Origin of the sequence: Phenylobacterium sp. (genome assembly GCF_965284355.1) — a bacterium.
Lineage (GTDB): Bacteria > Pseudomonadota > Alphaproteobacteria > Caulobacterales > Caulobacteraceae > Phenylobacterium.
This window is the reverse complement of the sequence record NZ_OZ260078.1, coordinates 51,808-74,673: the sequence shown is the minus strand read 5'-3', so window position 1 is coordinate 74,673 and position 22,866 is coordinate 51,808. Positions and strand designations below refer to the sequence as shown.

General features: G+C 70.6%; 22 protein-coding genes and 1 tRNA gene. 18 read left to right on the top strand and 5 right to left on the bottom strand.

From position 1 onward, the window contains the following. The first annotated feature begins 46 nt into the window (after window positions 1-46). Window positions 47-2,068: a TonB-dependent receptor gene (locus ACQ66R_RS00330; protein WP_430418211.1), complete on the top strand. Its 2,022-nt coding sequence runs from the start codon at window positions 47-49 to the stop codon at window positions 2,066-2,068. A gap of 46 nt (window positions 2,069-2,114) precedes the next feature. Here ACQ66R_RS00330 and ACQ66R_RS00325 read toward each other — a convergent pair whose 3' ends face one another. Continuing rightward, entirely contained in the window at window positions 2,115-3,416 is a 1,302-nt protein-coding gene (locus ACQ66R_RS00325; protein ID WP_430418209.1) for an aminotransferase class V-fold PLP-dependent enzyme, read from the bottom strand. 216 nt (window positions 3,417-3,632) lie between these two features. Between ACQ66R_RS00325 and ACQ66R_RS00320 the strand changes: the two genes are divergently transcribed. The 17 genes from ACQ66R_RS00320 (at window position 3,633) to ACQ66R_RS00240 (ending at window position 18,425) form a co-directional block, all read left to right on the top strand. Next, complete coding sequence (locus ACQ66R_RS00320) at window positions 3,633-4,004, top strand: COG4315 family predicted lipoprotein (protein WP_430418207.1); 372 nt, start codon at window positions 3,633-3,635, stop codon at window positions 4,002-4,004. Between the two features lie 17 nt (window positions 4,005-4,021). Further along, complete coding sequence (locus tag ACQ66R_RS00315) at window positions 4,022-4,483, top strand: DUF2946 family protein (protein WP_430418205.1); 462 nt, start codon at window positions 4,022-4,024, stop codon at window positions 4,481-4,483. Between the two features lie 85 nt (window positions 4,484-4,568). After that, entirely contained in the window at window positions 4,569-6,641 is a 2,073-nt protein-coding gene (locus tag ACQ66R_RS00310) for a TonB-dependent siderophore receptor (RefSeq protein ID WP_430418203.1), read from the top strand. 23 nt (window positions 6,642-6,664) lie between these two features. Continuing rightward, a complete protein-coding gene (locus ACQ66R_RS00305; protein ID WP_430418201.1) occupies window positions 6,665-7,915 on the top strand; it encodes a DJ-1/PfpI family protein in 1,251 nt (416 codons plus the stop codon). Beyond that, window positions 7,912-8,754 carry a DJ-1/PfpI family protein gene (locus tag ACQ66R_RS00300; protein ID WP_430418199.1) on the top strand — a complete coding sequence of 281 codons (843 nt, stop codon included), beginning with the start codon at window positions 7,912-7,914 and terminating at the stop codon, window positions 8,752-8,754. The genes ACQ66R_RS00305 and ACQ66R_RS00300 overlap by 4 nt, the downstream gene beginning before the upstream one ends. Before the next feature lie 71 nt (window positions 8,755-8,825). Next, the gene (locus ACQ66R_RS00295; RefSeq protein ID WP_430418197.1) at window positions 8,826-9,686 is read left to right on the top strand and encodes an MbnP family copper-binding protein; all 861 of its coding nucleotides are present in this window, start codon (window positions 8,826-8,828) and stop codon (window positions 9,684-9,686) included. Continuing rightward, the gene (locus tag ACQ66R_RS00290) at window positions 9,683-10,873 is read left to right on the top strand and encodes an MbnH family di-heme enzyme (RefSeq protein ID WP_430418195.1); all 1,191 of its coding nucleotides are present in this window, start codon (window positions 9,683-9,685) and stop codon (window positions 10,871-10,873) included. The genes ACQ66R_RS00295 and ACQ66R_RS00290 overlap by 4 nt, the downstream gene beginning before the upstream one ends. After that, window positions 10,870-11,226, top strand: coding sequence for a copper resistance CopC family protein (locus ACQ66R_RS00285; protein WP_430418193.1), 357 nt, complete (start codon window positions 10,870-10,872; stop codon window positions 11,224-11,226). The genes ACQ66R_RS00290 and ACQ66R_RS00285 overlap by 4 nt, the downstream gene beginning before the upstream one ends. Further along, window positions 11,226-12,050, top strand: a complete 825-nt coding sequence (locus tag ACQ66R_RS00280; protein ID WP_430418191.1) for a CopD family protein — start codon at window positions 11,226-11,228, stop codon at window positions 12,048-12,050. Before ACQ66R_RS00285 ends, ACQ66R_RS00280 begins: the two co-directional genes overlap by 1 nt. A gap of 69 nt (window positions 12,051-12,119) precedes the next feature. Then, window positions 12,120-12,587 carry a copper chaperone PCu(A)C gene (locus tag ACQ66R_RS00275; protein ID WP_430418189.1) on the top strand — a complete coding sequence of 156 codons (468 nt, stop codon included), beginning with the start codon at window positions 12,120-12,122 and terminating at the stop codon, window positions 12,585-12,587. Further along, window positions 12,584-13,159 carry an SCO family protein gene (locus ACQ66R_RS00270; protein ID WP_430418187.1) on the top strand — a complete coding sequence of 192 codons (576 nt, stop codon included), beginning with the start codon at window positions 12,584-12,586 and terminating at the stop codon, window positions 13,157-13,159. The genes ACQ66R_RS00275 and ACQ66R_RS00270 overlap by 4 nt, the downstream gene beginning before the upstream one ends. Continuing rightward, the gene (locus ACQ66R_RS00265; RefSeq protein ID WP_430418185.1) at window positions 13,156-13,695 is read left to right on the top strand and encodes a DUF2244 domain-containing protein; all 540 of its coding nucleotides are present in this window, start codon (window positions 13,156-13,158) and stop codon (window positions 13,693-13,695) included. The genes ACQ66R_RS00270 and ACQ66R_RS00265 overlap by 4 nt, the downstream gene beginning before the upstream one ends. Continuing rightward, on the top strand, window positions 13,692-13,880 hold the full coding sequence (locus ACQ66R_RS00260) for a hypothetical protein (RefSeq protein ID WP_430418183.1): 189 nt from the start codon (window positions 13,692-13,694) through the stop codon (window positions 13,878-13,880). The genes ACQ66R_RS00265 and ACQ66R_RS00260 overlap by 4 nt, the downstream gene beginning before the upstream one ends. Window positions 13,881-13,903: 23 nt before the next feature. Next, window positions 13,904-14,614 carry a superoxide dismutase gene (locus ACQ66R_RS00255; RefSeq protein WP_430418181.1) on the top strand — a complete coding sequence of 237 codons (711 nt, stop codon included), beginning with the start codon at window positions 13,904-13,906 and terminating at the stop codon, window positions 14,612-14,614. 53 nt (window positions 14,615-14,667) lie between these two features. Further along, window positions 14,668-16,800, top strand: coding sequence for a TonB-dependent receptor (locus ACQ66R_RS00250; RefSeq protein WP_430418179.1), 2,133 nt, complete (start codon window positions 14,668-14,670; stop codon window positions 16,798-16,800). Window positions 16,801-16,843: 43 nt separating this feature from the next. Further along, a complete protein-coding gene (locus ACQ66R_RS00245) occupies window positions 16,844-18,046 on the top strand; it encodes a PepSY-associated TM helix domain-containing protein (protein WP_430418177.1) in 1,203 nt (400 codons plus the stop codon). A gap of 289 nt (window positions 18,047-18,335) precedes the next feature. Further along, window positions 18,336-18,425: transfer RNA gene (locus tag ACQ66R_RS00240), tRNA-Leu, on the top strand. 78 nt (window positions 18,426-18,503) lie between these two features. On the opposite strand, the gene ACQ66R_RS00235 is transcribed toward ACQ66R_RS00240, so the two are convergent. Genes ACQ66R_RS00235 through ACQ66R_RS00220 form a run of 4 tightly spaced genes read right to left on the bottom strand, consistent with a single transcriptional unit; the run spans window position 18,504 to window position 22,865 of the window. Next, window positions 18,504-19,535 carry an alpha/beta hydrolase gene (locus ACQ66R_RS00235; RefSeq protein WP_430418175.1) on the bottom strand — a complete coding sequence of 344 codons (1,032 nt, stop codon included), beginning with the start codon at window positions 19,533-19,535 and terminating at the stop codon, window positions 18,504-18,506. Then, complete coding sequence (locus ACQ66R_RS00230) at window positions 19,532-20,932, bottom strand: sodium:solute symporter family protein (RefSeq protein WP_430418173.1); 1,401 nt, start codon at window positions 20,930-20,932, stop codon at window positions 19,532-19,534. The genes ACQ66R_RS00235 and ACQ66R_RS00230 overlap by 4 nt, the downstream gene beginning before the upstream one ends. Window positions 20,933-20,976: 44 nt before the next feature. After that, window positions 20,977-22,179, bottom strand: a complete 1,203-nt coding sequence (locus tag ACQ66R_RS00225; RefSeq protein WP_430418171.1) for a mandelate racemase/muconate lactonizing enzyme family protein — start codon at window positions 22,177-22,179, stop codon at window positions 20,977-20,979. Continuing rightward, window positions 22,176-22,865, bottom strand: coding sequence for an SDR family NAD(P)-dependent oxidoreductase (locus ACQ66R_RS00220; RefSeq protein ID WP_430418169.1), 690 nt, complete (start codon window positions 22,863-22,865; stop codon window positions 22,176-22,178). Before ACQ66R_RS00220 ends, ACQ66R_RS00225 begins: the two co-directional genes overlap by 4 nt. Between the last annotated feature and the right edge of the window lies 1 nt (window position 22,866).

The following is a 22,866-nucleotide window of genomic DNA, read 5'->3' as shown; positions in this document are numbered from 1 at the left end:
CCGACCCGTAGGAACTATTGCCCAGAAGTTCCTACGGGGGAGTTCCATGCGCGTTCGTCTGCTGACCCTGGCCGCCCTGGCGGCCGTCCTGCCGCCCGCCGCCGCAGTGGCTGCGGAGGAAGCGGCGATGGCCACGGCCGGGCCCGAGGTCGACGAAGTCTACGTCTGGGGCAAGCGCGAAGGCCAGGTTGGCGTCGCCGCCAGCGCCAGCCAGGGCGAGGTCTCGTATGGGGCGTACGCCAACCGCCCGCTGCTGCGCCCCGGGGAGCTGGCCGAGGTCATCCCGGGTCTCGCCGCCACCCAGCACTCCGGGTCGGGGAAGGCCAACCAGTTCTTCCTGCGCGGCTTCAACCTCGACCACGGCACCGATTTCTCGATCTCGCTGGACGGTGTGCCCCTGAACCTACGCACGCACGCCCATGGCCAGGGGTATCTCGACATCAACGGCGTCACGCCCGAGTTCGTGCAAACCATCGATTACCGCAAGGGCCCCTACTTCGCCGAGGCCGGCGACTTCTCCGCCGCGGGGTCGGCCGCCTTCCGTACGTTCGAGACGATGCCGCAGACCTTCCTGGAAACCCAGGGCGGGGAGAATGGATTCGGCCGCGCGGTCGTGGGCCTGAACGCCGGCTCCGGCCTGATCGGCGTCGATCTCACCACGTCGGACGGCCCCTGGGTGCGCGACGAGAACCTCAGGAAGGCCAGCGGACTGGCCCGCTTCGCCGTCGGCGACTGGTCGGTGACGGCCCTGGCCTACGGCGCGACATGGGATTCCACCGACCAGATTCCGCAGCGCGCCGTCGACGCCGGAGCCCTCTCGCGCCTCGGAGCCGTCGACACGACGGACGGCGGCAAGACCAGCCGCTTCATCCTTTCCGCGCGCCTGCATCCCGACGCGGACAGCGACCTCGTGGTCTACGCCCAGCGCTACCGCGTGAACCTATGGTCCAACTTCACCTACTTCCTCGATGATCCCGTCAACGGCGACCAGTTCGAGCAGGCCGAGAAACGCTGGATCCTGGGCGCCTCGGGCTTCCGCACCTGGCGGCCGTCCGAGACCCTGACGGTTCGGGTCGGCGCCGAGACCCGCCTCGACGACATCGGCGCGATCGGCCTCTACCGCACCCGCGACCGCCAGCGCCTCTCCACCGACCGACAGGATGACCTCACCGAATGGTCGGCCGGCGCCTGGGGCGCGGCGACGTGGGCGGCGGGGTCGGTGCGCGCCACCCTGGGATTACGCGCCGACGTCATCGGCGTCGATGTCGACGCGGACAACCCGCTGAACTCCGGCCGCGAGACCGACGGCCAGCTGAGCCCGAAGCTGACCTTGGCGTGGCGCGTCTCGCCGCAGGTGGAGCTCTATGCCGACGCCGGCCGTGGCTTCCACTCAAACGATGCGCGCGGCGCTGTCCAGCGCGTCTCGCCGTCGACGGGCGACCCGGTCGACAGGGTCCCGCTGTTCGCGGCGGCCGACGGTGCGGAGGTCGGCGCCCGCTACGAGGTCCCCGGCTTCTCGGCCAGCCTGGCGCTATGGGCGCTGAAACTGGAGTCGGAGCTGATCTACGTCGGCGACGCCGGCGACACCGAGAGCACCGACGGCACCAAGCGCCTGGGCGCCGAGCTCCTGGTGACCTGGACCCCGCGGCCCGGCATCAACCTCGACGTCTCCGGCGCCGCCACCCGTGCGCGCTACCGCGGCGCGCCGCTCGCCGGAGACCGCATCCCGAACGCGCTCGAATATGTGGTGACCGCCGGCGCGACGGTGCGGCTCACCGAAGACGACGTGGCGCAGCTCACCTTGCGCCGCCTGGGGCCGGCCCCGCTCATCGAGGACAACTCCGCCCGGTCGAAATCGGCGACCGTGGTGAACCTCGCCTACACCCACTTCTTCGGCCGACTCGCGGTCACCGCCGACGTGCTCAACGTCTTCGACAGCAAGGACAACGACATCACCTATTTTTACGCCTCGCGACTGCCGGGCGAGCCCGCTGACGGGGTCGAGGACATCCACTACCACCCGATGGAACCGCGGCAGGTCCGCGTGAGCTTGCGCTACAACTTCTAGGGCGGCCGCTTCCAGCGGCCGCCGCGAGTGCGGGCGACCCCGGCGATCAGGCGAACATCGCGTGCTCCGCCCGCAAGGCCGCCGCCAGGGCGTCGACGTCGGCGGCGGTCGTGTAGAGGCCGGGCGTCACTCGGATGGCCGGTCCCCTGGCGATGCCGCCGCGCCAGACAGTCATGATGCGGTGACGCTCGAAGAGCCGGCGCTGGACCTGCTGCGCCTGCGCATCGCTCGTCATGCCCTTAAGCCGGAAGCTGGTGACGGCGCAGTAGCGGGCTGGGTCGTCGGGGACGCAGATCTCCACGCCCGGTACATCGCGCACGGCGTCCACCCAGCGGTTGCGCAGCCCCCGCAGATGGCGTTCTTTGGCTGCCGCCCCCACCGCGAAATGGAAGTCCACGGCCGTCGGGATCGTCATCACCGCCCCGAAGTCGACCGTGCCGGCCGGGACCCGGGCGGCGATGCTTCCGACCGGCGGCCCGCGGTTCTCGTAGGCGACGTCGATGTCAGCGATCCGGCTCTTGCGGATATACATCGCGCCCAGGCCCAGGGGGGCGGAGGTCCACTTGTGCACGGACCACCCCACGAAGTCGGCGCCCAGGTCCTCCAACTGATAGTCCAGGCACGCGATGCCGTGGGCGGCATCGACGATCGTGTCCACGCCGCGGGCGCGGGCCATCGCCACGATCTCGCGCACGGGCGTGACGAGGCCGGTGCGGTTCGAAACCTGGGTGACGAGCAGCAGTTTCGCCCGTGGCGTGCGGCGCAGCACGTCGTCGTAGGCCGCCAGGATGCTGGCGGTGGTGGCGGGCTCCGGCATGGCGAAGCGCACGACGTTCGCCCCCCGATGCGAGCCCAGCCACTGGATGGCCGAGATCATCACATCGTAGTCGAGGTCGCAGTGGATGACGGCGTCGCCGAGGCTGAGATTGCGGTAGTTGCAGATCAGCATCTGCAACGCGTCGGCGCCGCTGCGCGTGACGGCGATCTCATCCGACGAGCAGCCGACCTGGCGGGCGATCGCCGACTGGGCCGCCAGCAACGTCGCGCCCCAGCCGCGGCCGTCGGGCAGCACGTTGCGGGCCCACATCGCGTTTGTCCGGTTCACCTCCAGGACGTTTCGGGCATAGGCCTCGGCGACCACGCGCGGCATCGGGCTCCAGTAGCCGGCTTCGAGGTTGTGAACGCCGGGCTCCACGTCGAAATGACCTGGCAGGTCGGCGACATCGATCGAGCCGGGCGCGAGGGTCGCCGGCGCCTTGGCCAACGCTCCGGGGGCAACCGGCGCGCCCGCCAGGATCGGTCCGGCCAGCGCAGCGTGAAGCAGATGTCGGCGGTGTGGATCGGTCATGCGGGATTGAGCCTTGGCGCGGGCCTCCGGGGGCCGCAGAGCGACCTCGCGCGAGCCGGCGCGCCGCGGCAAGCCCGGCTTGCGTCGAGGGACGCGTCGGTCAGACGATGACCTGTGCACGGGCAGCTGCGCGCCGCGCCCCGATGACCCGCCCGAAATGCGGGCGAAACACGCCTGCGGGAGCCTGACGGAAAATCACGAGGCCGGGAGGCGCCCATGTCCAAGTTTCGAATCATCCTGTCGGCGGCCGCGACCGGCTTGCTCGCCACGTCGGCCCTGGCGGCCGGGCCGCCCTCGGGCGTCAAGGCCGGCGCCGACGGCTACGTCGCCGCCAGCGGCCTGCCGCTCTACACCTGGGACAACGACACCATGGTCGGCATGTCCCACTGCTTCGCCGACTGCGCGAAAGCCTGGCCGCCCCTCATCGCGTCCGCCAAGGCGAAGGCCTCGGGCGACTGGTCGCTGGTGAAGCGCGAGGACGGCGCCCTTCAGTGGGCCTACAAGACCAAGCCCCTCTACACCTGCGCCCGGGACACCGTCGGCAAGCCCGCCACGTGCGTCGAAGGCGGCTGGCGGCCGGCGAAATAGCGCCGCCTAGCGCCTGAATGCCCCGCGACAGCGCCACTCCGATCCTGTATCAGCCTGACGCCATGCGGGCTGTTCGGCGATCCTCCGAAGGTTTGCGCCACGTCTTTCTGACGCTGGCGGCCTTCGCGCTGCTCGTGAAGATCCTGGTCCCGACCGGCTGGATGGTCGGGCCCCGCACCGACGCCCTGCCCTTCCCGATCGTCATCTGCACCGGTGACGGCGCGATGATGCTGGCCGCCGGCGAGGCCCCGCCCAGCCATGACGGGCAGGATGCGCCCGGCGATGCCTCGGCGAAGCATGCCCCCTGCGCCTTTGCCGGCCAGGGCGCGGCCCTGACGCCGCCGCTACTGTTGGCGACCCAGGACATCATCTTCGCCTACGCGGCGCCGCCCTCGGCGACGCCGGCGCCGCATCGCTACGGGCCCGGCATCACCGGTCCTCCCCTCCCGGCCCGAGGCCCCCCGACGCTCCTGATCTGACGCCGCCGTCGCCCGCCGGTTCCGGCGGCGCGACCCTGTCTGATCCTTGAGTTCGGGGCGCCCTCGCGCGCCCGGGGGACATTCCATGAAATCCTGCATGCTCGCCGGTACGGCGATGCTCACCCTGGCCGCGGCGGACGCCCGCGCGGCCGAACCCGGCGACGCCTGGGTCAGCGAACTGGTCGTGACCGCCGACCGCGGCCTCACCGCCCCGTCGGCCACCGCCGCCACCCGCACCGCCACGCCAATCGAGAAGATCCCGCAGTCGATCCAGGCGCTGACGCGCACGCTGATCGAGGAGCAGGAGCTGCGCACGCTCGGCGACGTGCTCAACAGCGTCTCCGGCGTCGCGCCGTCGTCGCAGGCCGAACTGGTGCTGCAGGCGCCGAAGATCCGCGGCTTCGAGGCCGCCTACTTCACGGACGGCCTGCCCAGCTACAACCTGCCGGCCAGCGCCAGCGACTCCGGCGCGCTCGTCAACGTCGCCCGCGTGGAAGTGGCCAAGGGCCCGACCAGCACCCTCTACGGCGGCGGAACCGGCGCGCCATTGTCAGGCATCGTCAACCTCGTCTCGGCGGACCCCGCAGCCAACGCCTCGGGACGGATCATGGCCCGCTACGGGTCGTTCGACACACGTGGCGTCGAGGCCGAGGGAAACCTGCCAATCGGCGCTTTGCGCTTGCGGCTCGCCGGCGACTACGAGGCGGCCGACAGCTATCTGAAGGCGGTCAATCATGAGCGCTGGTCGATCTTCCCGACAGCGGCGCTCGACCTGGGCGCCGACACCACCCTGACCCTGCGCGGCCAGGTCGCCCGCGTGGCGCAGCTGGAGTATGCCGGACTTCCTGTCGAGCTGATCGGGCGCGTCGATGACGACACCTTCGCCGGCTCACCGAATGCGCCCCGGACCGTGGTCGAGAACCGGGCCGTAACCGCGACCCTGTCACACCGCGTCTCCGACACCTGGCGGGCCGAAGTCTCCGCCCGGCGCTACGCCAACAACTTCGACGAGTTCGGGACCTTCCCGTTCACCGGCGTTCCCGTATCGGGGACGACCTATGTCTTCGCGGCCGCCTCGCTGCCGTCGCGCGTGCGGCAGACCTTCGTCACGGCGGCCGTTGATGGCGAGCTCGCGACCGGCGTGGTCCGCCATCACCTCCTCGTCGGCGCGGACTACGACCGCACCAACTATACCGCCCAGGTCGGCTTCGGGCCGCTGGGGCTGGTGAACTACGCCAATCCGGCCACCAACCTGCCGTTCGTGGTCCCGGCGCTCAGCGACACGCAGACCGACGCGATGCGCTCGGTGGCGGTGTTCGTCCAGGACCAGATGTCGGTCGGCGATCGCCTCGACATCACCGGCAGCCTGCGCTGGACCCGCATCCATGTGGAGAGCTTCTACGAGAGCGGCGGGTTTCCGTTCGTCGATACGGACCGGGTCTATCATCGCCTCACGCCGCGGATCGGCGCCACCTACCGCCTCGCCGAGGGCGTCTCGGCCTTCGCGGGCTACGCCGAAGGCTTCAAGGGCCTGGTGGCTGCGTTCGGCGTGACGGAGCCCAAGCCCGAGACGTCCAAGTCCTACGAGGCCGGGCTGAAGCTCGCGGCGCCGATCCCCGGGCTGACCGGCACCCTGGCAGCCTACCGGATCGTGCGGCGCAACGTCGTCACGGCCGACCCGGCCAACCCCTTCGGATCGATCCAGTCCGGCGAACAGCGCGCGGAAGGCTTCGAAGCCGATCTGGCGTACGAGCCCGGGCCGCAACTCTCCATCCTGGCCGCCTTCGCCTACACCGACGCCAAGGTCACGGAGGACAACCGCCTGCCCGTCGGCGACGAGCTGACCCGCGTCCCGAAGACCAGTCTGCGGCTGGCGGCGCGGTATCGCTTCCAGGAACGCCTGAAGGGGCTGGAGCTGGGCGCCGGCCTGACCGCCGTCTCGAGCCGCGAGCTGACACTGCCCAACACGCGCCGGGTCTCCGGATCGGTGCTGATCGATGCGCAGGCCGCCTACGACTTCGGCTGGGCGACAGTGTCGGCTTCGGTCGTCAACCTGGCGGGCTCCGACGACTACGCTCCCTACCAGTACCTGGCTCGCGCCCTCGTCGTGCCCGTGCAGCCCCGCTCTGTGTTCGTGACCCTCCGCAAGGCCTTCTAGGCCGCTTCGTCAGGAGCTCTCGCATGACCTATCCAACGCTCCGCGTCCTCGCGCTCGCCGCCACGCTGATGCTCGGCGGCCTCGCGCACGCCGCGCCGGGCCCCGGACCGGGACTCGGCGTCGACTTCGACGCGGCCATGACGTCGCTGCGCTTCGCCCCCGACAAGGTGGACGCCAACCTCGACGCCAGCGGCAAGCCGAACGGCCTGCTCGACGCCCACGAAATGGCGCTCGTCGCCAAGGTGATCAACGACGCCTCGGTCGACCTTCGGCGATCGGGCGGCGTCAGCCACGACCTGGCGCTGGCCGCCTTCGTGCGGGCCGAGCTCAGCGCCAAGGCCGATCTCGCCGCGTTGGGCAAGACCTGGCCGCAGGCGCCCCGGGTGGCGGCGGGCTACGCCATGCTGGGCGAGCCCTCGCTGGCGGCCTTCTCGACCATGTCGGCCGGCTTCGGGACGCCGATGAAGTCCGACTACAGCTCCGCCGCCATGCTCGGGCGCTACTTCGGGCCCGATGGCGACGCGGACGGCGACGGCGTGCCCAACCGGCTGGAGTACGCCGCGACCATCAGCCAGGGCCGCGAGGCTTATCTGCGCGCGGCGCTGAACCCCGAGATCCGCCCCGCGGCCGACGCCGCCAAGCCGCCGCCCGCGACGGCGTCCCGCAAGGTCGTCGGCATCGTGCTCTACCCCGGATTCGAGCTGCTGGACGTGTTCGGGCCCGCCGAGATGTGGGCCAACGTCCCCGACCTGGAGGTGGTGCTGATCGCCGAGACCAAGGGGCCCGTGCGCTCCGCGCAGGGGCTCGAAGTCGTCGCCGCCCACGGCTTCGCCGACACGCCGAAGCTCGACATCCTCATGACCCCTGGCGGCGTCGGAACCTACGCCCAACTCGACAATGCCCGCTTCCTCGATTTCCTGCGCCAGCAGGATCGCCAGGTCGCCTACATGACCTCGGTCTGCACGGGTTCGGCGCTCCTGGCGAAGGCCGGCTTGCTGAATGGCCGTCGCGCCACCTCCAACAAGGCCTTCTTCCAGCTCGCCGTCGATCAGGACCCATCGGTGACCTGGATACGTCGCGCCCGCTGGGTCGAGGATGGCAGATACTTCACCTCCTCTGGCGTCTCGGCTGGAACCGACATGTCGCTGGCGCTCGTCGCCAAGCTCTACGGCCAGGACCGCGCCCGCGGCCTCGCCCGCAGCCTGGAGTACCGCTGGGTCGAGGACGCCAACGACGATCCCTTCGCGCGTCCGGCGCCGGAGGCCGCCCGATGACCCTCGATCGACGCACCCTGATCGGAAGCCTCGCGACGATGGGCGCCCTGTCGCCCTTCCTCGCGCTCGAGTCGGCCATGGCCCAGGTGACGGCGGATCCCGCGGCGAAGGCGGCCGACGCGCACATGAAGCTCATGTCCGTTCCGGGCCTGGTGATGCACGGCAACGAGCAGGTGGTGATGCTCCTGTACCCCGGCTTCACCGCGCTCGACCTGGTGGGGCCGCATTACTTCTTCGCGTCGATGATGGGCGCCCGCGTCCACCTAGTCAGCACGGGAGCCGACTTGGCCCCGGTTCCCAGCGACCTGGGTCTCGCCATCCAGCCCACGATGACCCTGGCCCAGGCGCCGCGCGACCCGACCGTGGTCTTCGTACCGGGCGGCACGACGGGCACGCTGGACGCCGCGGAGGACCCGGCGCTCCGGCGCTACCTCCGCGACGCGTCGGCCCGGGCGCAGACCGTTGTCAGCGTCTGCACCGGCGCTCTCGTGCTGGGCGCGGCGGGCCTCCTGCGGGGGCGGCGCGCCACCAGCCATTGGGTGGCGCGAGACACGCTGGCGCACTTCGGCGCGACGCCTGTCGATGCACGGGTCGTCACCGACGGCAAGATCGTGACGGGCGCGGGGGTTTCCGCCGGCCTCGACCTGGGCGTCGCCATGGTCGCCCAGCTTCGCGGACGGCCCTACGCGGAAGCGATCATGCTCCAGGCGGAATACCATCCCGAGCCGCCCTTCCCGGGGGGCACGCCCACGACGACGCCCGCCCCCATCGCCGGCCCCATGCGCGACATGTTCGCGCCCTTCGTCGACCGCGCGCTGCGCCTGCCGGTGGACCCATGAAACACCGCCCAGACCACATGCGGGTCCACGACGACCCCTCGCCTCCGTTCGCAGCGTCCTTGGAGCAGATCATGACCTCGCGCCTTCGCAGTATCGCCATCATCGCGCTCACCCTCGGCGCCACGGCCGTCGCGGGCGGGGCGCTGGCCGCCGACCAGGACGTGACCCTTCGTTTTGCCGCCAAGTCAGGCGCCGCGCCGCTCGCTTGCGGGCGCGCGTACGGCGGCGTCGGGACCACCAAGGCCGGCCTGAGCCTGCAGGACTTCCGCCTCTATGTGTCGGCCGTGCGGCTGATCGACGACAAGGGTCGTGAGGTTCCGCTGAAGATGGCGGACGACGGAACCTGGCAGGGCGGCGGCGTAGCGCTGCTCGACTTCGAGGACGCCAGCGGGAACTGCAACGGCAACGCGGCGACCAACACGGTCGTGAAGGGCACGGTCCCCGCCGGGCGCTACCGCGGCCTCGCCTTCGACCTCGGCGTGCCGACGGCGCTGAACCACCAGGACCCGACGATGGCGGCCCCGCCGCTCAACGTCTCCGCTCTCTCCTGGCCCTGGCGCGCCGGCTATAAGCACACGACGATCGACATCGACACGAGCTCCGCCGGCAAGCCCGACGCGGCCGGGTTCTCGATCCACATCGGCGCCACGGACTGCGGCGAAGGCCCGATGCGGGCGCCGCCATCATCACCCTGCCGCACCCAGAACCGCCCGACCTATCGCTTCGAACGGTTCGATGCGGCGCGCCAGACGATCGTCTTCGACCTCTCGGCGCTGCTCGCCGACACGGACATCACCGTCAACATGCCGAAGACGCCGGCGGGCTGCATGTCCGGGCCGGGCGACAACGATTGCGTCGGCGTGATGCGGCGGATCGGCCTGCCGTTCCGCGACCAGCCGGCCAAGCCGCAGGCCTGGGTGCGCGTGGAATGAACCGTCTGCGGGCCCTCGCCGCGCTGGGCGCGGCCGCCGCGGCGTTCGCCACCCTCGGCGCGACGGCCCAGGCCGCGCTCGCCGAACTCGGCCCCTATGTGCGCGGGACCTATGACTACGGTCAGCCGAAGTGGGCGCCGGCGCCGCTGGAGCCGAAGGGCAATCCCACCACCCCAGCCAAGGTCGAGCTGGGGCGGCGGCTGTTTTACGACACGCGACTCTCGCGCAACGGGACGATGTCGTGTGCGAGTTGCCACGAGCAAGAGCTGGCCTTCACCGACGGGCGCACCGTGTCGCCGGGCGTCACGGGCCAGCTCACGGCCCGCAACAGCATGTCGCTGGCCAACGCCGGCTACGTGCCGGCGCTGACGTGGTCCAATCCGCTGCTGCACACGCTGGAGCAGCAGGCCATGGTCCCGCTCGTGGGGCAGGAGCCGGTGGAGCTGGGTCTCGCGGGGATGGACGACGAGATCCGCGGTCGCTTGGCGGCGACGCCGCCCTACCCGGCCCTCTTCCGCGCCGCCTTTCCGGAGGCCGACGGCCAGATCACCCTCGGCACCGTGGCGCGGGCGCTGGCGGCCTTTCAACGCACCATCATCTCGATGCGCTCGCCCTATGACCGCTACCGCTACGAGGGCGACGCGAACGCCGTCTCGGACGCGGCGATCCGCGGCGAGGCGCTGTTCTTCAGCGAGCGGCTGGAGTGCCATCATTGCCATAACGGGCTGCACTTCGCCGACACGGTGCTGCACGAGCGGAACAAGCTGGGCGAGGTCGCCTACCACAACACCGGCCTCTACAACCTCGACGGCCAGGGCGCATACCCGCCGGAAAGCCCCGGCATCTCCGAGATCACCGGCCGGCCGCAGGACATGGGCCGCTTTCGGGCGCCCAGCCTGCGCAACGTGGCGCTGACCGCGCCCTACATGCACGACGGATCGATCGCCACGCTGGACGAGGTGCTCGACCACTACGCCGCGGGAGGCCGGACGATCGCGTCGGGACCGCACGCCGGTGTCGGCAGCCGCAACCCGCTGAAGAGCGCCTTCATGTCGGGCTTCACCCTCACCCCCGAAGAACGTGCCGACCTGATCGCCTTCCTGAAATCCCTCACCGACGAGTCCCTGCTCACGGACCCGCGCTACGCCGATCCCTGGACGGCCGAAAGGAGCCCGCCCTCCCCATGACCAGACTCACCTTGGCTGCAGCGCTTGCGGCCACCCTGCTCGGCGGACCTGCCGCCGCCCATACGGCGCTTGCCGGGTCTACGCCGGCGAGCGGCAGCATCCTCGCCGCGTCGCCGAAGGAGATCGTGCTGACCTTCAAGGAGCCGACGCGGGTCGCCTCCGTTTCGGTGGAAGCCGGTGGGCAGCCGGAGCGCCGCTTGACGGTCGCCACCAAGGGCGCCGCCCGTAGCGTCGTGATCGCCGAGCCCCGCCTGGCGCCGGGTCGCAATGCTGTTCGCTGGCGCGCGGTCTCGGCTGACGGCCACGCCGTCTCGGGTGAGATCCTCATCGTGATCCGGCCCGCGACGCGCTGATGCTTGACGCGCTGGCCGCCTTCCTCAAGCTGCTGGTCTACGCCGGCGCCCTCGCCGGGGCCGGCGGGGCCGTGGCGGCCGCGAGCCTGCGCCTGACCTCGGGGCCCATGGCGCAGGCCGCGCGCAAGCTTGTCGGGACTGGAGCGGGCGTCCTCGCGATCGCCGCCGCCGGCGGCTTCGCCGTCTTCCTCCTGCGCCTGGGCGGCGTCGACGCGGACACGGTCCAGATCGCGCTCGAGACGGGGCCCGGCCGCGCCGCTGGGCTGCATCTCGCCGGCGCGGCCGGGCTGATCGCGGGCGTCGCGCTGCGCCGGCCGATGGTCTCGGCGCTGGCGGCCGCCCCGGTCTTCGCCGGCTTCGCGATCAGCGGCCACGGTGTCGCCGCCGCCCCCTGGGCCGGGGTCGCGGCAGGCCTGCACGTGGCCGCCACGGCGTGGTGGACGGGCAGCCTTGTCCTGCTCCGCGCCGGGCGTGAGGGCCTGAGCCCGGCCGCCTTCACCGACCTCGTCCGGCGTTTCGGCCGGCAGGCGCTCGTCATCGTCGGCGGCCTCGTCGCGCTGGGGCTGGCGCTCGGCCTGCGCCTCCTGGACGGAAACCTCGCGGTCGAGCGGCCCTACGTCCGGTTCCTCCTGGTCAAGCTCGCCTTCGCCGCCAGCGCCCTGGCCATCGCCCTGCACAACCGGCTCGTCCTGACCCCGCGCCTCGATCGCGACGCGACAGCCCTTCCGCGCCTGGTCCGCGCCGCCGGCCTCGAGCTTGGCCTGATCGCCGCCGTGGCGGGCGCGACGGCGCTGATGACCACCTACGCCTCGCCGACGGAGTGAGCCATGTTCCCATCCCTCCCCGACCCTCTGAGATCGAACCTCTCGCGGCGCCTTCCAATCGCGCTCACGATGGCGCTCGCCGCCACAGCCTGCGCGCCGCGGCCCACGCCGGTCGTCCAGGCGGCCGACCCCTGGTGCCGCGCGACGCCCGCCGGAGCGCCCTCGGCCGCCTGCTACGTGACCCTGACCGCGTCCGCCGACGAGCGCCTGACGGGTGCGGCGAGCCCGGTGGCGGCCAACCTCGACGTTCACAGCATGTCCATGGACGGCGGCGTCATGCGCATGCGCCAGCTCGAGGCGCTCGACCTGCCGGGCGACCGCCCCGTCGCCCTGGCGCCCGGCGGCCTGCATCTCATGCTGATCGCCCCAACCAAGGCCCTGACCGCCGGTGACACTGTCACCCTCACCCTGCGGTTCGGGAAAGCCGCGCCGCTGACGCTCCAGGCGCCCGTGCGCGACGCTTCGGAGCCCGGCGAGGACGTCCACGCCTTGCACGACCCCCACGCCGGGCACGGCGACCACGGGACCGCGCCGTGAAACGCCGCCGGCTCCTCATCTCGGTGATGGCGGCGCTTGCCGCGACCGCTTGCCGGCCCGTGCAGGGGAGCCAGGCGGACGCGGTCCGGATCGGAGGCTCCTTCACCCTCGTCGGCGTGGACGGACGGCCGGTCACCGAGCGCGACCTGCTCGGCAAGCCGACCGCGATCTTCTTTGGCTTCACGTTCTGCCCGGAGGTGTGCCCGACGACGCTGGCCGTCATGTCCCAGGCCCTCAAGGACCTCGGCCCCGACGCCGCGCGGGTGAACGTCGTCTTCGTCTCGGTCGATCCCGAACGCGACACGCCCGACCGGATGAAGCTCTACCTGTCCAACTTCGACCCGCGCATCCGCGGGCTCACCGGGTCGCTCGCGCAGGTCGACGCAGCCGCCAAGGCCTACCGGGTCTACCACCAGAAGGTGGCGACGCCGGGCGGCTACACCGTCGACCATTCCTCGGCCGTCTACCTCTTCGACCGCAAGGGAACGTTCGTCGAGCCGATCCGGTATGGCGCGTCGGCGGACGAGATCGTCGCCCGCATACTGCCGCTGGTCGGAAAGGCGCCCGCATGAGCGTGGCGCCAGAAACCGCCGCACTCCTCGACGTGCATATCACTCCCCACCGCTCGCTTGGGCGTCAAGGACAGTGGATCGCCCTAGGCATCATGGCTGCGGCATCCTTCGCGGTAGCGGCCCTGTTCGTCTCGCGCGGCTACTGGCCCGTCGCGCCCTTCATCGGCCTCGACGTGGCGCTGCTGGCCTTCGCCTTCCATGCCGCGCGCCGCAGCGCCCGGGCTTTCGAGGACGTCCGGATCTCCGACGGCGAAATCCTGATCCGCCGCGGCGTCGGCGATGAGGTCCACGAGGAACTGCGGCTCCCGGCGCTCTGGACGCGACTCGAGCGGGACGATCACCCCGACTTCGGCTGCGTGGCCCTGCGCCTGGCCCGTCGCGACGCGGCGACCCCCGTCGCGGCGCTCCTGCCCCCGAGCGAGCGGGCCACCTTCGCCGAAGCGCTCGCCCAGGCCCTCGATCGCGCCCGGCGCGGCGGCCTCGCCGCCCACGCCCCTATTTGCAGTCCAACCCACCTCCAAGGGAGCCCCTCATGACCTTCCGCACACTGGCCCTCGTGACGACAGTCGTCGCCAGCGCCCTTCTGGGGCTGGCGATCCCGGTCCCGCGCCTGAAGCCCGCCGCTGAACCCGTCGTGGTTGTGTCGCCGGCCAACGCCTGCGGTTGCGGTGCCCACGCCCCGCACGGCGCGCCTGGCGGCCTTGCCGCCCGACACTCCTGAACCACCCACAGATGGAGTTCCACATGCGTACCTTTGCGAGCCTCGCGGCCGTCCTTGTGCTGTCCGCGGCCGTCCCCGCCGGCGCCCAGACCCCGGCGCCGGCCCCCGCTTCGGCGACGGCGGCCTTCACGCTTCCCGCCCTGCCCTACGCGGCCGCGGCCCTGGAGCCGGTCATCGACACGCAGACGATGCAGATCCACTACGGCCGGCATCACCAAGGCTATGTGAACAACCTCAACGCCGCCGTCGCCGCGACGCCCGCTCTGCAGGGCAAGTCCCTGGACGCGATCCTGGGGGAGGTCTCAAAACATCCGCCGGCCGTGCGCAACAACGCCGGCGGCCACTACAACCACAGCCTTTTCTGGCGGCTCATGGCGCCCGTGGGGCAAGGCGGCGAACCTTCCGCCGCCCTCAAGGCGCAGGTCGAGCGCGACTTCGGCTCGATGGAGGCCTTCCGCAAGGCGTTCGAGGCCGCAGGCGCCCAGCGGTTCGGGTCCGGTTGGGCCTGGCTGATCTGGACGGGTGACAAGCTGGCTGTCGTCAGCACCCCCAACCAGGACAACCCGCTGATGGACGACGCCCCGGTGAAGGGCGCCCCGATCGTCGCCAACGACGTCTGGGAACACGCCTACTACCTCAAGCACCAGAACAACCGGGGCGCCTACCTCGCCGGCTGGTGGACGGTGCTGAACTGGAATGAGGCGAACCGCCTCTTCGACGCGGCCCGGCGCTGAAGCCCGGCCACACCCTTCGACCTCGACACGACAATCAGAGAATAAGGCCTCTCATGAAACTCCGCACACTCCTCGCCGCTACGGTCGCCTGCCTCGCGCCTGGCGTCGCGCTCGCCGAAAACCAGGTGGAAGGCGTGGTCGTCACCGGGCGGCAGCTCGAAATCCAGGCGGAGGTCGCGGGCCGTCTCGCGCTCAGCGACCGCGAAACGCCGGCCGCGATCGAGACCCTCACGCAGGTGGATTTCCAGCGCCAGGGCGTGCGCACCGCCATCGAGGCCATGAACGCCGCGCCGGGGGTGGCCTCCGGCAACATTCCCGGCTCGGTGGGGGCGGCCTCGGTCCGCGGCTTCTACCGGGCGGTGAACTACCTCTACGACGGCGTACGGATGGCCAACTCCGACGTCGGCATCCGCAACTGGGACGCCTGGGCCTTCGAACGCATCGAGGTGATCAAGGGCCCGGCCTCGGTGACCTCCGGCGAGGGCGCGCTCGCCGGCGCGATCAACTTCGTGCCGCGGCGGCCCGAGCTCGGCCGGACAGGCGGCGAGGTCCTCGCGAGCTACGGACGCTTCGGCAACACGCGCCTGGCCGGCGACCTGAACCTGCCGGTCGGCGAGACGACGGCGGTCCGCGCCGACCTGGCCTACAGCCGATCCTCCGGCTGGATCGACGACACCGACTCCCGCGCCCTGGCGGGCACGGCGGCCTTCCTCTGGCAGCCAACCGACCGCCTGTCGGTGACCCTGTCGGCCGACTACTTCGAAGACAGGCTCGGCACGGCCTACTACGGCACGCCCCTGGTGGCGGCCGGAACGGCCCGCGACCCCTCCAGCGTCATCTCGGGCTCGGCGGGCCTCGTGCTCGACAAGGCGATCCGCAGCCGCAACTACGACACGCTCGACGGCAAGGTGAAGTCTGACGCCACCTGGCTGCGCGCCCGCGCCGAGTACGCCGTCACCAACGACTGGAAGATCGTCAGCGACACCAGCTGGTATGACGCCGACCGCAGCTACCGCGACTCCGACGACTACAGCTTCAATCGCGCGACTAGCCGGTTCGACCGGTTGACCACCTTCATCAGCCACGACCACCAGTACTGGAACCAACGGCTGCAGGCCTCCTACGACGGAGACCTGGGCGGGCGTCGCAACCGCTTCACCGCCGGGTTCGAGATCGGCGAGACCGACTTCTTCACCGTGCGGCGCTTCGGGACCACCACCTCGGTCGATCCTTACGCGCCGGTCCGCGGCCTCTTTCCCGCCGACACCCCGGCGAACTTCTCGACCCGGCAGAACGTGACGGCTGACGTCAAGGCCCGCGCCCTCTTCGCCGAGGACGCGTTCAACCTGACGCCGGACCTGCTGCTGGTGGCGGGCATCCGCTTCGACGACATCTCGCTGGATCGCCGCGTGCTCAACGCCACGACGGGGGCGGTCCAGACCTACGGCCAGGACTACAATCCGATCTCCTGGCGGGTGGGGGCGGTCTACAGCGTGCGTCCCAAGACCCAGCTCTATGCGCAGTTCACCCGCGCCGCGACGCCGGTGGGCGGCCTGCTGTTCCTCAGCGCCGCCAACGCCACCTTCGACCTCACCACCGGGGAATCCTATGAGGCGGGGATCAAGCACACGGCGCTGGAAGACCGTCTGACCCTGACGGCCTCGGCCTACCACATCCGCCAGGACAAGATCCTGACCCGCGACCCGGCCAACCCCGCCGTCACCGTCCAGGGCGGCAGCCAGATCTCCAAAGGGATCGAAGCCTCGCTCGACTGGTCGGTCACCGACGAATGGCGCGTCGAACTCAGCGGAACGCTGCTCGACGCGGAGTTCGACAAGCTGATCGAGGCCGGCGGCGCCAACCGCTCCGGCAACCGTCCGGCCAATGTGGCCGAGACCCTGGCCGACCTCGTGGTCACCTATTCGCCCGAGGCCCTGCCGCTGACCTTCAGCGGCATCGTGCGGCACAGCGGATCCTTCTTCACGTCCAACGCCAACACCGTGAAGGCGGACGGCTTCACCACCCTCGACGCGGCGGTGGCCTGGGACGCGCCGTTCGGCAAGGTCACGCTGCGCGGCCGCAACCTCACCGATGCGCTCTACGCGGACTGGTCGGGGTATTCGTCCTACCTGGTCTTCCTCGGCCAGCCCCGCAGCGTCGAGATCGAGTTCACCCGCAAGTTCTGACCCTAGGCGCGGCCCCGGTCCGCCGGGGCCGCACGAGTTTCACATGACGGCTTCCCCCGCGGGCGCGGGCTCCAGGCCCCGCCCGTTCCACCTCCGCCCCTGGATCCGACGGATTCACCTCTGGCTCGGCCTGGCGCTGGGCCTGCCGTTCCTGGTGATCGCCCTCTCAGGGGCGGCGCTGGTCTTCTACATCGAGCTGGACGCGCTGTTGCACCCGGAGATCCGCGTGGCTTCGGCCGGGCCCGCGCCGGGCTGGACCTCGCCCGTCTGGGACCAGGCGCTGGCCACGGTCCGCGCCGAATGGCCGGGCGAGACGGGCAAGTGGTCGTTCGAGGTCACCGGTCGGCCAGGCGCCATCCCGGCCCGCTACTACCCGCCCGCCGGCGCCCACGTCAGCCACCACGAGATCGATCCCCTGATGGTCTGGCTCACGCCCGATGGCGGCGAGGTGCTGCGCGAGGCGCGCTGGGGCGACTACCTCATGACCTGGCTCTACGACCTGCACATGAACCTGCTGGCGGGCGAGCTCGGCAACGATGTCGTCGGCTGGACAGGCGTGGCGACGCTCGTCCTCCTGCTCACCGGCCTCGTCGTCTGGTGGCCCCGCGGCAGCCTGCGCAAGGCGCTGGCCTACAAGCGCCACGCCTCCGGCAGCCGGCGGCTCTACGACCTGCACAAGCTCCTCGGGCTCGGCAGTCTCCTGCTGCTGCTCATCCTCTCTGGCACCGGGGCGCTTCTGGCCCTGCCCGCGGAGAAGACCTGGCTGCTCGAGCGGCTGGTGGCTCCGGTCGTGCCGGTCCCGGCCCCGACGTCCACCACGGGCACCGGACGGCAGGTCTCCGTCGCCCAGGCCCTGGCCGTTGCCGAGCGCGCTCTACCGGGCGCGCGCCTGGCCTGGATCGACGTCCCCGGCCCGGGCGACGGCGTCTTCCGCATCCGCGCCCAGGTCCCCGGCGATCCGACCCACCGCTTCCCCTACAGCTTCGTCTTCGTCGATCAGTATTCAGGTGCGGTGCTCGCCGTCCACGATGCCGGCGCCGGAACCGCGTCCACCGTCGTCAGCAACTGGATCCGGCCGCTGCATGACGCGTCGGTAGCCGGTCTGCCGACGCGCTTCCTTGGTCTGGCGGCGGGCCTCGTACCGGCGGGCCTTTTCGTCACCGGCTTCCTCCGATGGCGAGCGCGCGGGCGCAGCCGCCGCGACAGTCCGCGCCCGCGCAGAACGGCGTTCTCCAAAAGGGGATAGCGCCTGCACGCCTTTCGGAGAGCGACTGCTGCTGGCGCTTCGCCCTCCTCCGACCCCGAGAGTACATGACCCCCAAGGGGCCTTCGTCAGAACGGCTCGCGATCTTCCTACCGAGTTCGGAGCTTGGACCTGGATATCCCTCGGCGCTTGAACCAGGAACAACATCGGAACTGACTGTGGGAGATTTTGTGGGGACTCCATGTCCGGAAGGGCCCGGAAAGGTACCGCCGGCTCCGGTTCAGAGCCAGCGAAGTCCTGTCGTTTCCGGGGGCTCCGCCTAGGAGAAATGGCGGTTGCTGCTGCGACAGGCGCACCTAGGCATGGGATTTAGGTTCCAGCGCCGCAAGGCGTGGAGGTTCGACTCCTCTCATCCGCACCAGCCTTCGCGCGCCAGGCGCGCGTCGGCTCGGCAGGCCGGTTCCGGCGGTGGCGGTCACCCCGTCGCCAAACATCCGGATCAACGAAGCCGGTCGGTGAAGAACTTCGTGATCACCGCGTAAGCCTCGCGCGCTTCCGGCACGCGGGAGTCGTAGAAGAAGGCGTGGCGGCCACCCTCCCAGGCGTGCAGGCGAGCGTCGACACCGGCGGTGACAAGGCGGCTGTGCAGGCTGACGGCGCTGCTGAGCGCGAAATCGCGGGTTCCGACGACCACGAGGGTGGGCGGGAACCTGCCCAAAGTCGCGGGGTCGGCGGCCGGAAAGGCGCGCGGGTCGTCCGCCTTGGCCGAACGCATGTAACCCAGGCGCGGGCCGCCGGACGCGCCGATCGCCGGCGCCTCGCCATCGCCCAGCAGCATTCCGAGGATCCGCGAGTCGCCGCCCATCCCGGGATCACCGCCGGCGCAGAACACGCCCGCGGCCGCAGGCGTCGGGAGGCCCTCAGCCTGGAACCAGGCCAGGGATTGGGCCGTGAGCAGGCCGCCGGCCGAACAGCCGTACAGACCGACCTTCGTCGCCGGCGTGGTCTTCAGGACCTCACGGTAGACCGCCGCCACGTCCTGACTGGCCTCGGGGAACTGTCCCTTGGGCGCCAGGCGGTAGTCGATGCTGATCACCCTAAGGCCCGTGAGCGCCGCGATGGGGATCGACTCCAGCCCGCCGCACTCGATGAAGCAGCCCACGAAGCCGCCCCCATGAACGTTCAACAGCACCGGCGCCTGCGGCGCGCCCGATGGCGGCTCGTAGATGCGGACCGGTACGCCGCCCATGGTCGCGTCGTGGGTCTTCACCGGGTAGGCCGCCTTCGTCCTCTCGAGGCGGGGCCCGAACAGGACGGCGTTGAACTCATTCGTCGGCCGGCCGGACAGGCTCCGCTCGGTCAGGATGTGCTCGACACGGGAGGCGTTGCCCTCGCGGCTCATCAGCGGCGTGCTGGGGATGTCCAGAGCCGGGATGCTGGTGGTCCCGGCTTCCGTCACGGGGACCGGAGCCGCGTGGGCGGTCGAGGCCGCGGCCAGGGCGAAGGCGACGGCGAGATGGCGGCGGCTCATCGGCTGCTTTCCTGGACCTTGGCGGCGGCGCGCGATCCCGGGATCAGGCGGTCCGCCGCCAGCACCAGGGCGGGGACCACCGCCGCAACGTACATGTTGTCGATGCCGTAGGGGTTGCCCATCAGGTACCAGGCCGTGGTGCACACCCCGCTTGCCACCAGCGACGCGACCGCCGTGCGCGGCGAACCCAGCCAAGGCAGGTAGACGCCCAGACAGGCGACGATGGCGATGGAAAGCCTGAGCGCCCTTGTGAAGAACGACAGCTCCAGAATGTGAGGGGTGAAGAACACGCAGAGCAGCGGCAGCATGCCGACCGCCAGCGACATGTAGCGGGTGGCCCGAAGTTCGGCGTCGGGGCCGGGCTTGCGCCAGGGGACATAGAAATCCTTCATGACCAGCGCCGTGGTCGCAAGCGCGACCGTGCTCACGCTGACCAGGACCGAGGCCACCAGCGAAACGGTGACGACGGACGCCAGGGCCGGCGACATCTTCTCGATGAAGACCGGCAGCGCGTAGAGGCTGTCCTGGGTTGGGTACAGGTAGCGCGCCGCGACGCCGATGAAGCCCAGCGCAAACCCCAGCGGCAGGCACAGAAGCGCCGCGAACAGCACAGAACCGCGCGCGGCCAGCTCGTTGCGGTTCGAGGCGATGGCCTGGATGATGTACTGGGTGGAGAAGATCGCGCCCACGGTGCCGACGATCCAGGCGAAGATCTTGTTCGGCCCGACCATACCATCGAGGGTGAAGTACTCGGGCGGCAGCGTGCTGCGGATCGGCTCGAGTCCGCCGCTGAGCTGGGCGGCCACCGCCACCAGGATCGCGATCCCGGCCAGCTTCACGATGCTGTGCAGGACGGTCACGTAGGCGATGCTCTTGAGGCCGCCAAAGACGTAGTAGACCGCGCTGAACGCCGCGATGATGAAGGTCGAGATCGTCAGGTTGGTGTGGATCGCCGAGCTCAGCGCCGCGGCCCCGCTGACGTAGTTGCCAACGTTCACCAGCAGCAACGCGTATATCATGATGATCGACACGACGATCCGCGCGCCGTTGCCGTAGCGCTGCTCAACGATCCCCGAGATCGTGTGCTGCTGGGTTCGGTAGACCTTGCGCGCGAACAGCAGCCCCAGGAGCAGGAAGCCCACGGCCGCGGCATGGACCGACCAGCCGGCGGCCATGCCCTTTTCGAAGGCCTCCTGTGCGGTGCCGACGGTCGACTTCGCACCGATGAACTCGCTCATCAGCAGGACGCCGATAACCACCGCCGGCAGCGCTTTCGAGCCCACCATGAACTGGGCGCTGGTCCGGCTGCGGAGCGCGTACGCCAGGATGCTGGTCAGCAGGATGTAGGCGATCACCGATCCGGCGATCAGCAGCTCGCGGCTTGTCAGGGCGCCCATGTCTTCTCCCTCCCCTTCGGCTTGGCCGAGGGGTTCTGTTCTCGTTACTCGGCGAGGTCGCGCATGACCTTGATGAGGTCCGACTTGCCCTCGAAGCCGATGCCCGGAAGGTCGGGCATGACGATGTGGCCGGCCTCGACCTTCACCCCGTCAGGGAAACCGCCGTAGGGCTGGAAGAGGTCGGGGTAGCTCTCGTTGCCGCCAAGGCCGAGGCCGGCGGCGATGTTGAGCGACATCTGATGGCCGCCGTGCGGGATACACCGCGAGGGCGACCAGCCGGCGGCGTCCAGAACCTCGAGCGTTCGCAGGTACTCGACCAGTCCGTACGAGAGCGCGCAGTCGAATTGCAGCCAGTCGCGGTCGGGGCGCATGCCGCCGTAGCGGATCAGGTTGCGCGCATCCTGGTGGCTGAAGAGGTTCTCGCCGGTGGCCATCGGCCCCGGGTAGAACTCGGCGAGCGCCGCCTGCAGCTGGTAGTCCAGCGGGTCGCCGGCCTCCTCGTACCAGAACAGCGGATATTCCCGCAGCGCCTTGGCGTAAGCGATGGCGGTGAGCGTATCGAAGCGGCCGTTGGCGTCGACCGCCAACTGGGCGTCCGATCCGATCTCATTCAGCACAGACTCGATGCGGCGGCGGTCAACATCCGGACTCTCGCCGCCGATCTTCATTTTCACGACGTTGTAGCCGCGGTCGATGTAGCTGCGCATCTCGGCGCGCAGGGCGTCGTCGTCCTTGCCCGGATAGTAGTAGCCGCCGGCGGCATAGACGAAGACCCGCGGGTTCGCCTCGCGTCCGCTGCGCTCGGCAAGCAACCGGAACAGCGGCTTGCCCGCGATCTTGGCCACCGCGTCCCACACCGCCATGTCGATGGTGCCGACCGCGACGGAGCGCTCGCCATGCCCGCCCGGCTTCTCGTTGGTCATCAGCGTGGCCCAAATCCGGTGCGGGTCCAGGTTCTCGCCCGTGTCGTCCAGCAGCGAAGCCGGATCGGCCTCGCGCAGGCGGTCGGCGAAGCGCTCGCGGATCAACCCGCCCTGACCGTAGCGGCCGTTCGAGTTGAAGCCGTAGCCCACCACGCGGCGACCATCGCGGACCACATTGGTCACCACCGCCACCAGGCTGGCGGTCATCTTGGAGAAGTCGATGTACGCGTTGCGGATCGGCGAGGCGATCGGCTTGGTCACCTCGACGACATCGACGATGCGGGGCGCATCGACCGACACGCCCGCCTTGAGAATCACAGTCACAGGGAAGCTCCTCCACAGACGAGAAGCTCCTGCCCGGTGATCGCCGCGGCGTCGGGCGAGAGCAGGAAGGCGACGTAGGCCGCGATCTCGTCGGGTTCGATGAACCGCCCGATGGGCGGCGTGATGGGAGCGACCGTTCGGTCGCCCTGGGTCAGCATGGGCGTGGCGGTGGCCGCCGGCGCTACGACGTTGCAGGTGATCCCGCGCGGCGCCAGCTCGATGGCCCACGACCGGACCAGCGCGACAACGGCGGCCTTGCAGGCAGCGTACTGGCTCTTGCCGGCCGCGCCCGCGCTGGTGCGACTGCCGATGGCGACCAGTCGCCCGCCCGGCGCCATGCGCGGCAGCAGCGCCTGGCCCAGCCGGGTCAACGCCTGGACATGGACGGCCCACATCGCCGCCCCGTCGGCTGGGTCGAGGTCGCCCAGCGCGCCGGTGCGCATGAAGCCGGCGGCATGAACCACCGCCTGCACCGGCGGCAGTTCGGCCAGCAGTGTCGCCACGCTCGTCGGTTCGGTCAGGTCGACCACCTTCTGCGCCGCGAAGCACCTCGCGCCGTCATCGACGCCCAGGTCCACGCCCACCACCGACCAGCCGGCGCTCGCGAGGCGACGGGCGACGGCTGCGCCGATGCCCGAGCGGCTGCCCGTCACCAACGCCGTGGGCCGGGATTCGGACGTGGACATC

Bases quoted from the DNA above. Each gene is read 5' to 3' on its own strand.
- ACQ66R_RS00290 (WP_430418195.1), top strand. From the start codon at position 9,683: ATGAACCGTCTGCGGGCCCTCGCCGCGCTGGGCGCGGCCGCCGCGGCG.
- ACQ66R_RS00245 (WP_430418177.1), top strand. From the start codon at position 16,844: ATGACGGCTTCCCCCGCGGGCGCGGGCTCCAGGCCCCGCCCGTTCCAC.
- ACQ66R_RS00285 (WP_430418193.1), top strand. From the start codon at position 10,870: ATGACCAGACTCACCTTGGCTGCAGCGCTTGCGGCCACCCTGCTCGGC.
- ACQ66R_RS00325 (WP_430418209.1), bottom strand. From the start codon at position 3,416: ATGACCGATCCACACCGCCGACATCTGCTTCACGCTGCGCTGGCCGGA.
- ACQ66R_RS00305 (WP_430418201.1), top strand. From the start codon at position 6,665: ATGACCTATCCAACGCTCCGCGTCCTCGCGCTCGCCGCCACGCTGATG.
- ACQ66R_RS00220 (WP_430418169.1), bottom strand. From the start codon at position 22,865: ATGTCCACGTCCGAATCCCGGCCCACGGCGTTGGTGACGGGCAGCCGC.
- ACQ66R_RS00320 (WP_430418207.1), top strand. From the start codon at position 3,633: ATGTCCAAGTTTCGAATCATCCTGTCGGCGGCCGCGACCGGCTTGCTC.
- ACQ66R_RS00255 (WP_430418181.1), top strand. From the start codon at position 13,904: ATGCGTACCTTTGCGAGCCTCGCGGCCGTCCTTGTGCTGTCCGCGGCC.
- ACQ66R_RS00260 (WP_430418183.1), top strand. From the start codon at position 13,692: ATGACCTTCCGCACACTGGCCCTCGTGACGACAGTCGTCGCCAGCGCC.
- ACQ66R_RS00230 (WP_430418173.1), bottom strand. From the start codon at position 20,932: ATGGGCGCCCTGACAAGCCGCGAGCTGCTGATCGCCGGATCGGTGATC.
- ACQ66R_RS00265 (WP_430418185.1), top strand. From the start codon at position 13,156: ATGAGCGTGGCGCCAGAAACCGCCGCACTCCTCGACGTGCATATCACT.
- ACQ66R_RS00250 (WP_430418179.1), top strand. From the start codon at position 14,668: ATGAAACTCCGCACACTCCTCGCCGCTACGGTCGCCTGCCTCGCGCCT.
- ACQ66R_RS00310 (WP_430418203.1), top strand. From the start codon at position 4,569: ATGAAATCCTGCATGCTCGCCGGTACGGCGATGCTCACCCTGGCCGCG.
- ACQ66R_RS00295 (WP_430418197.1), top strand. From the start codon at position 8,826: ATGACCTCGCGCCTTCGCAGTATCGCCATCATCGCGCTCACCCTCGGC.
- ACQ66R_RS00330 (WP_430418211.1), top strand. From the start codon at position 47: ATGCGCGTTCGTCTGCTGACCCTGGCCGCCCTGGCGGCCGTCCTGCCG.
- ACQ66R_RS00275 (WP_430418189.1), top strand. From the start codon at position 12,120: ATGGCGCTCGCCGCCACAGCCTGCGCGCCGCGGCCCACGCCGGTCGTC.
- ACQ66R_RS00235 (WP_430418175.1), bottom strand. From the start codon at position 19,535: ATGAGCCGCCGCCATCTCGCCGTCGCCTTCGCCCTGGCCGCGGCCTCG.
- ACQ66R_RS00315 (WP_430418205.1), top strand. From the start codon at position 4,022: ATGCCCCGCGACAGCGCCACTCCGATCCTGTATCAGCCTGACGCCATG.
- ACQ66R_RS00300 (WP_430418199.1), top strand. From the start codon at position 7,912: ATGACCCTCGATCGACGCACCCTGATCGGAAGCCTCGCGACGATGGGC.
- ACQ66R_RS00280 (WP_430418191.1), top strand. From the start codon at position 11,226: ATGCTTGACGCGCTGGCCGCCTTCCTCAAGCTGCTGGTCTACGCCGGC.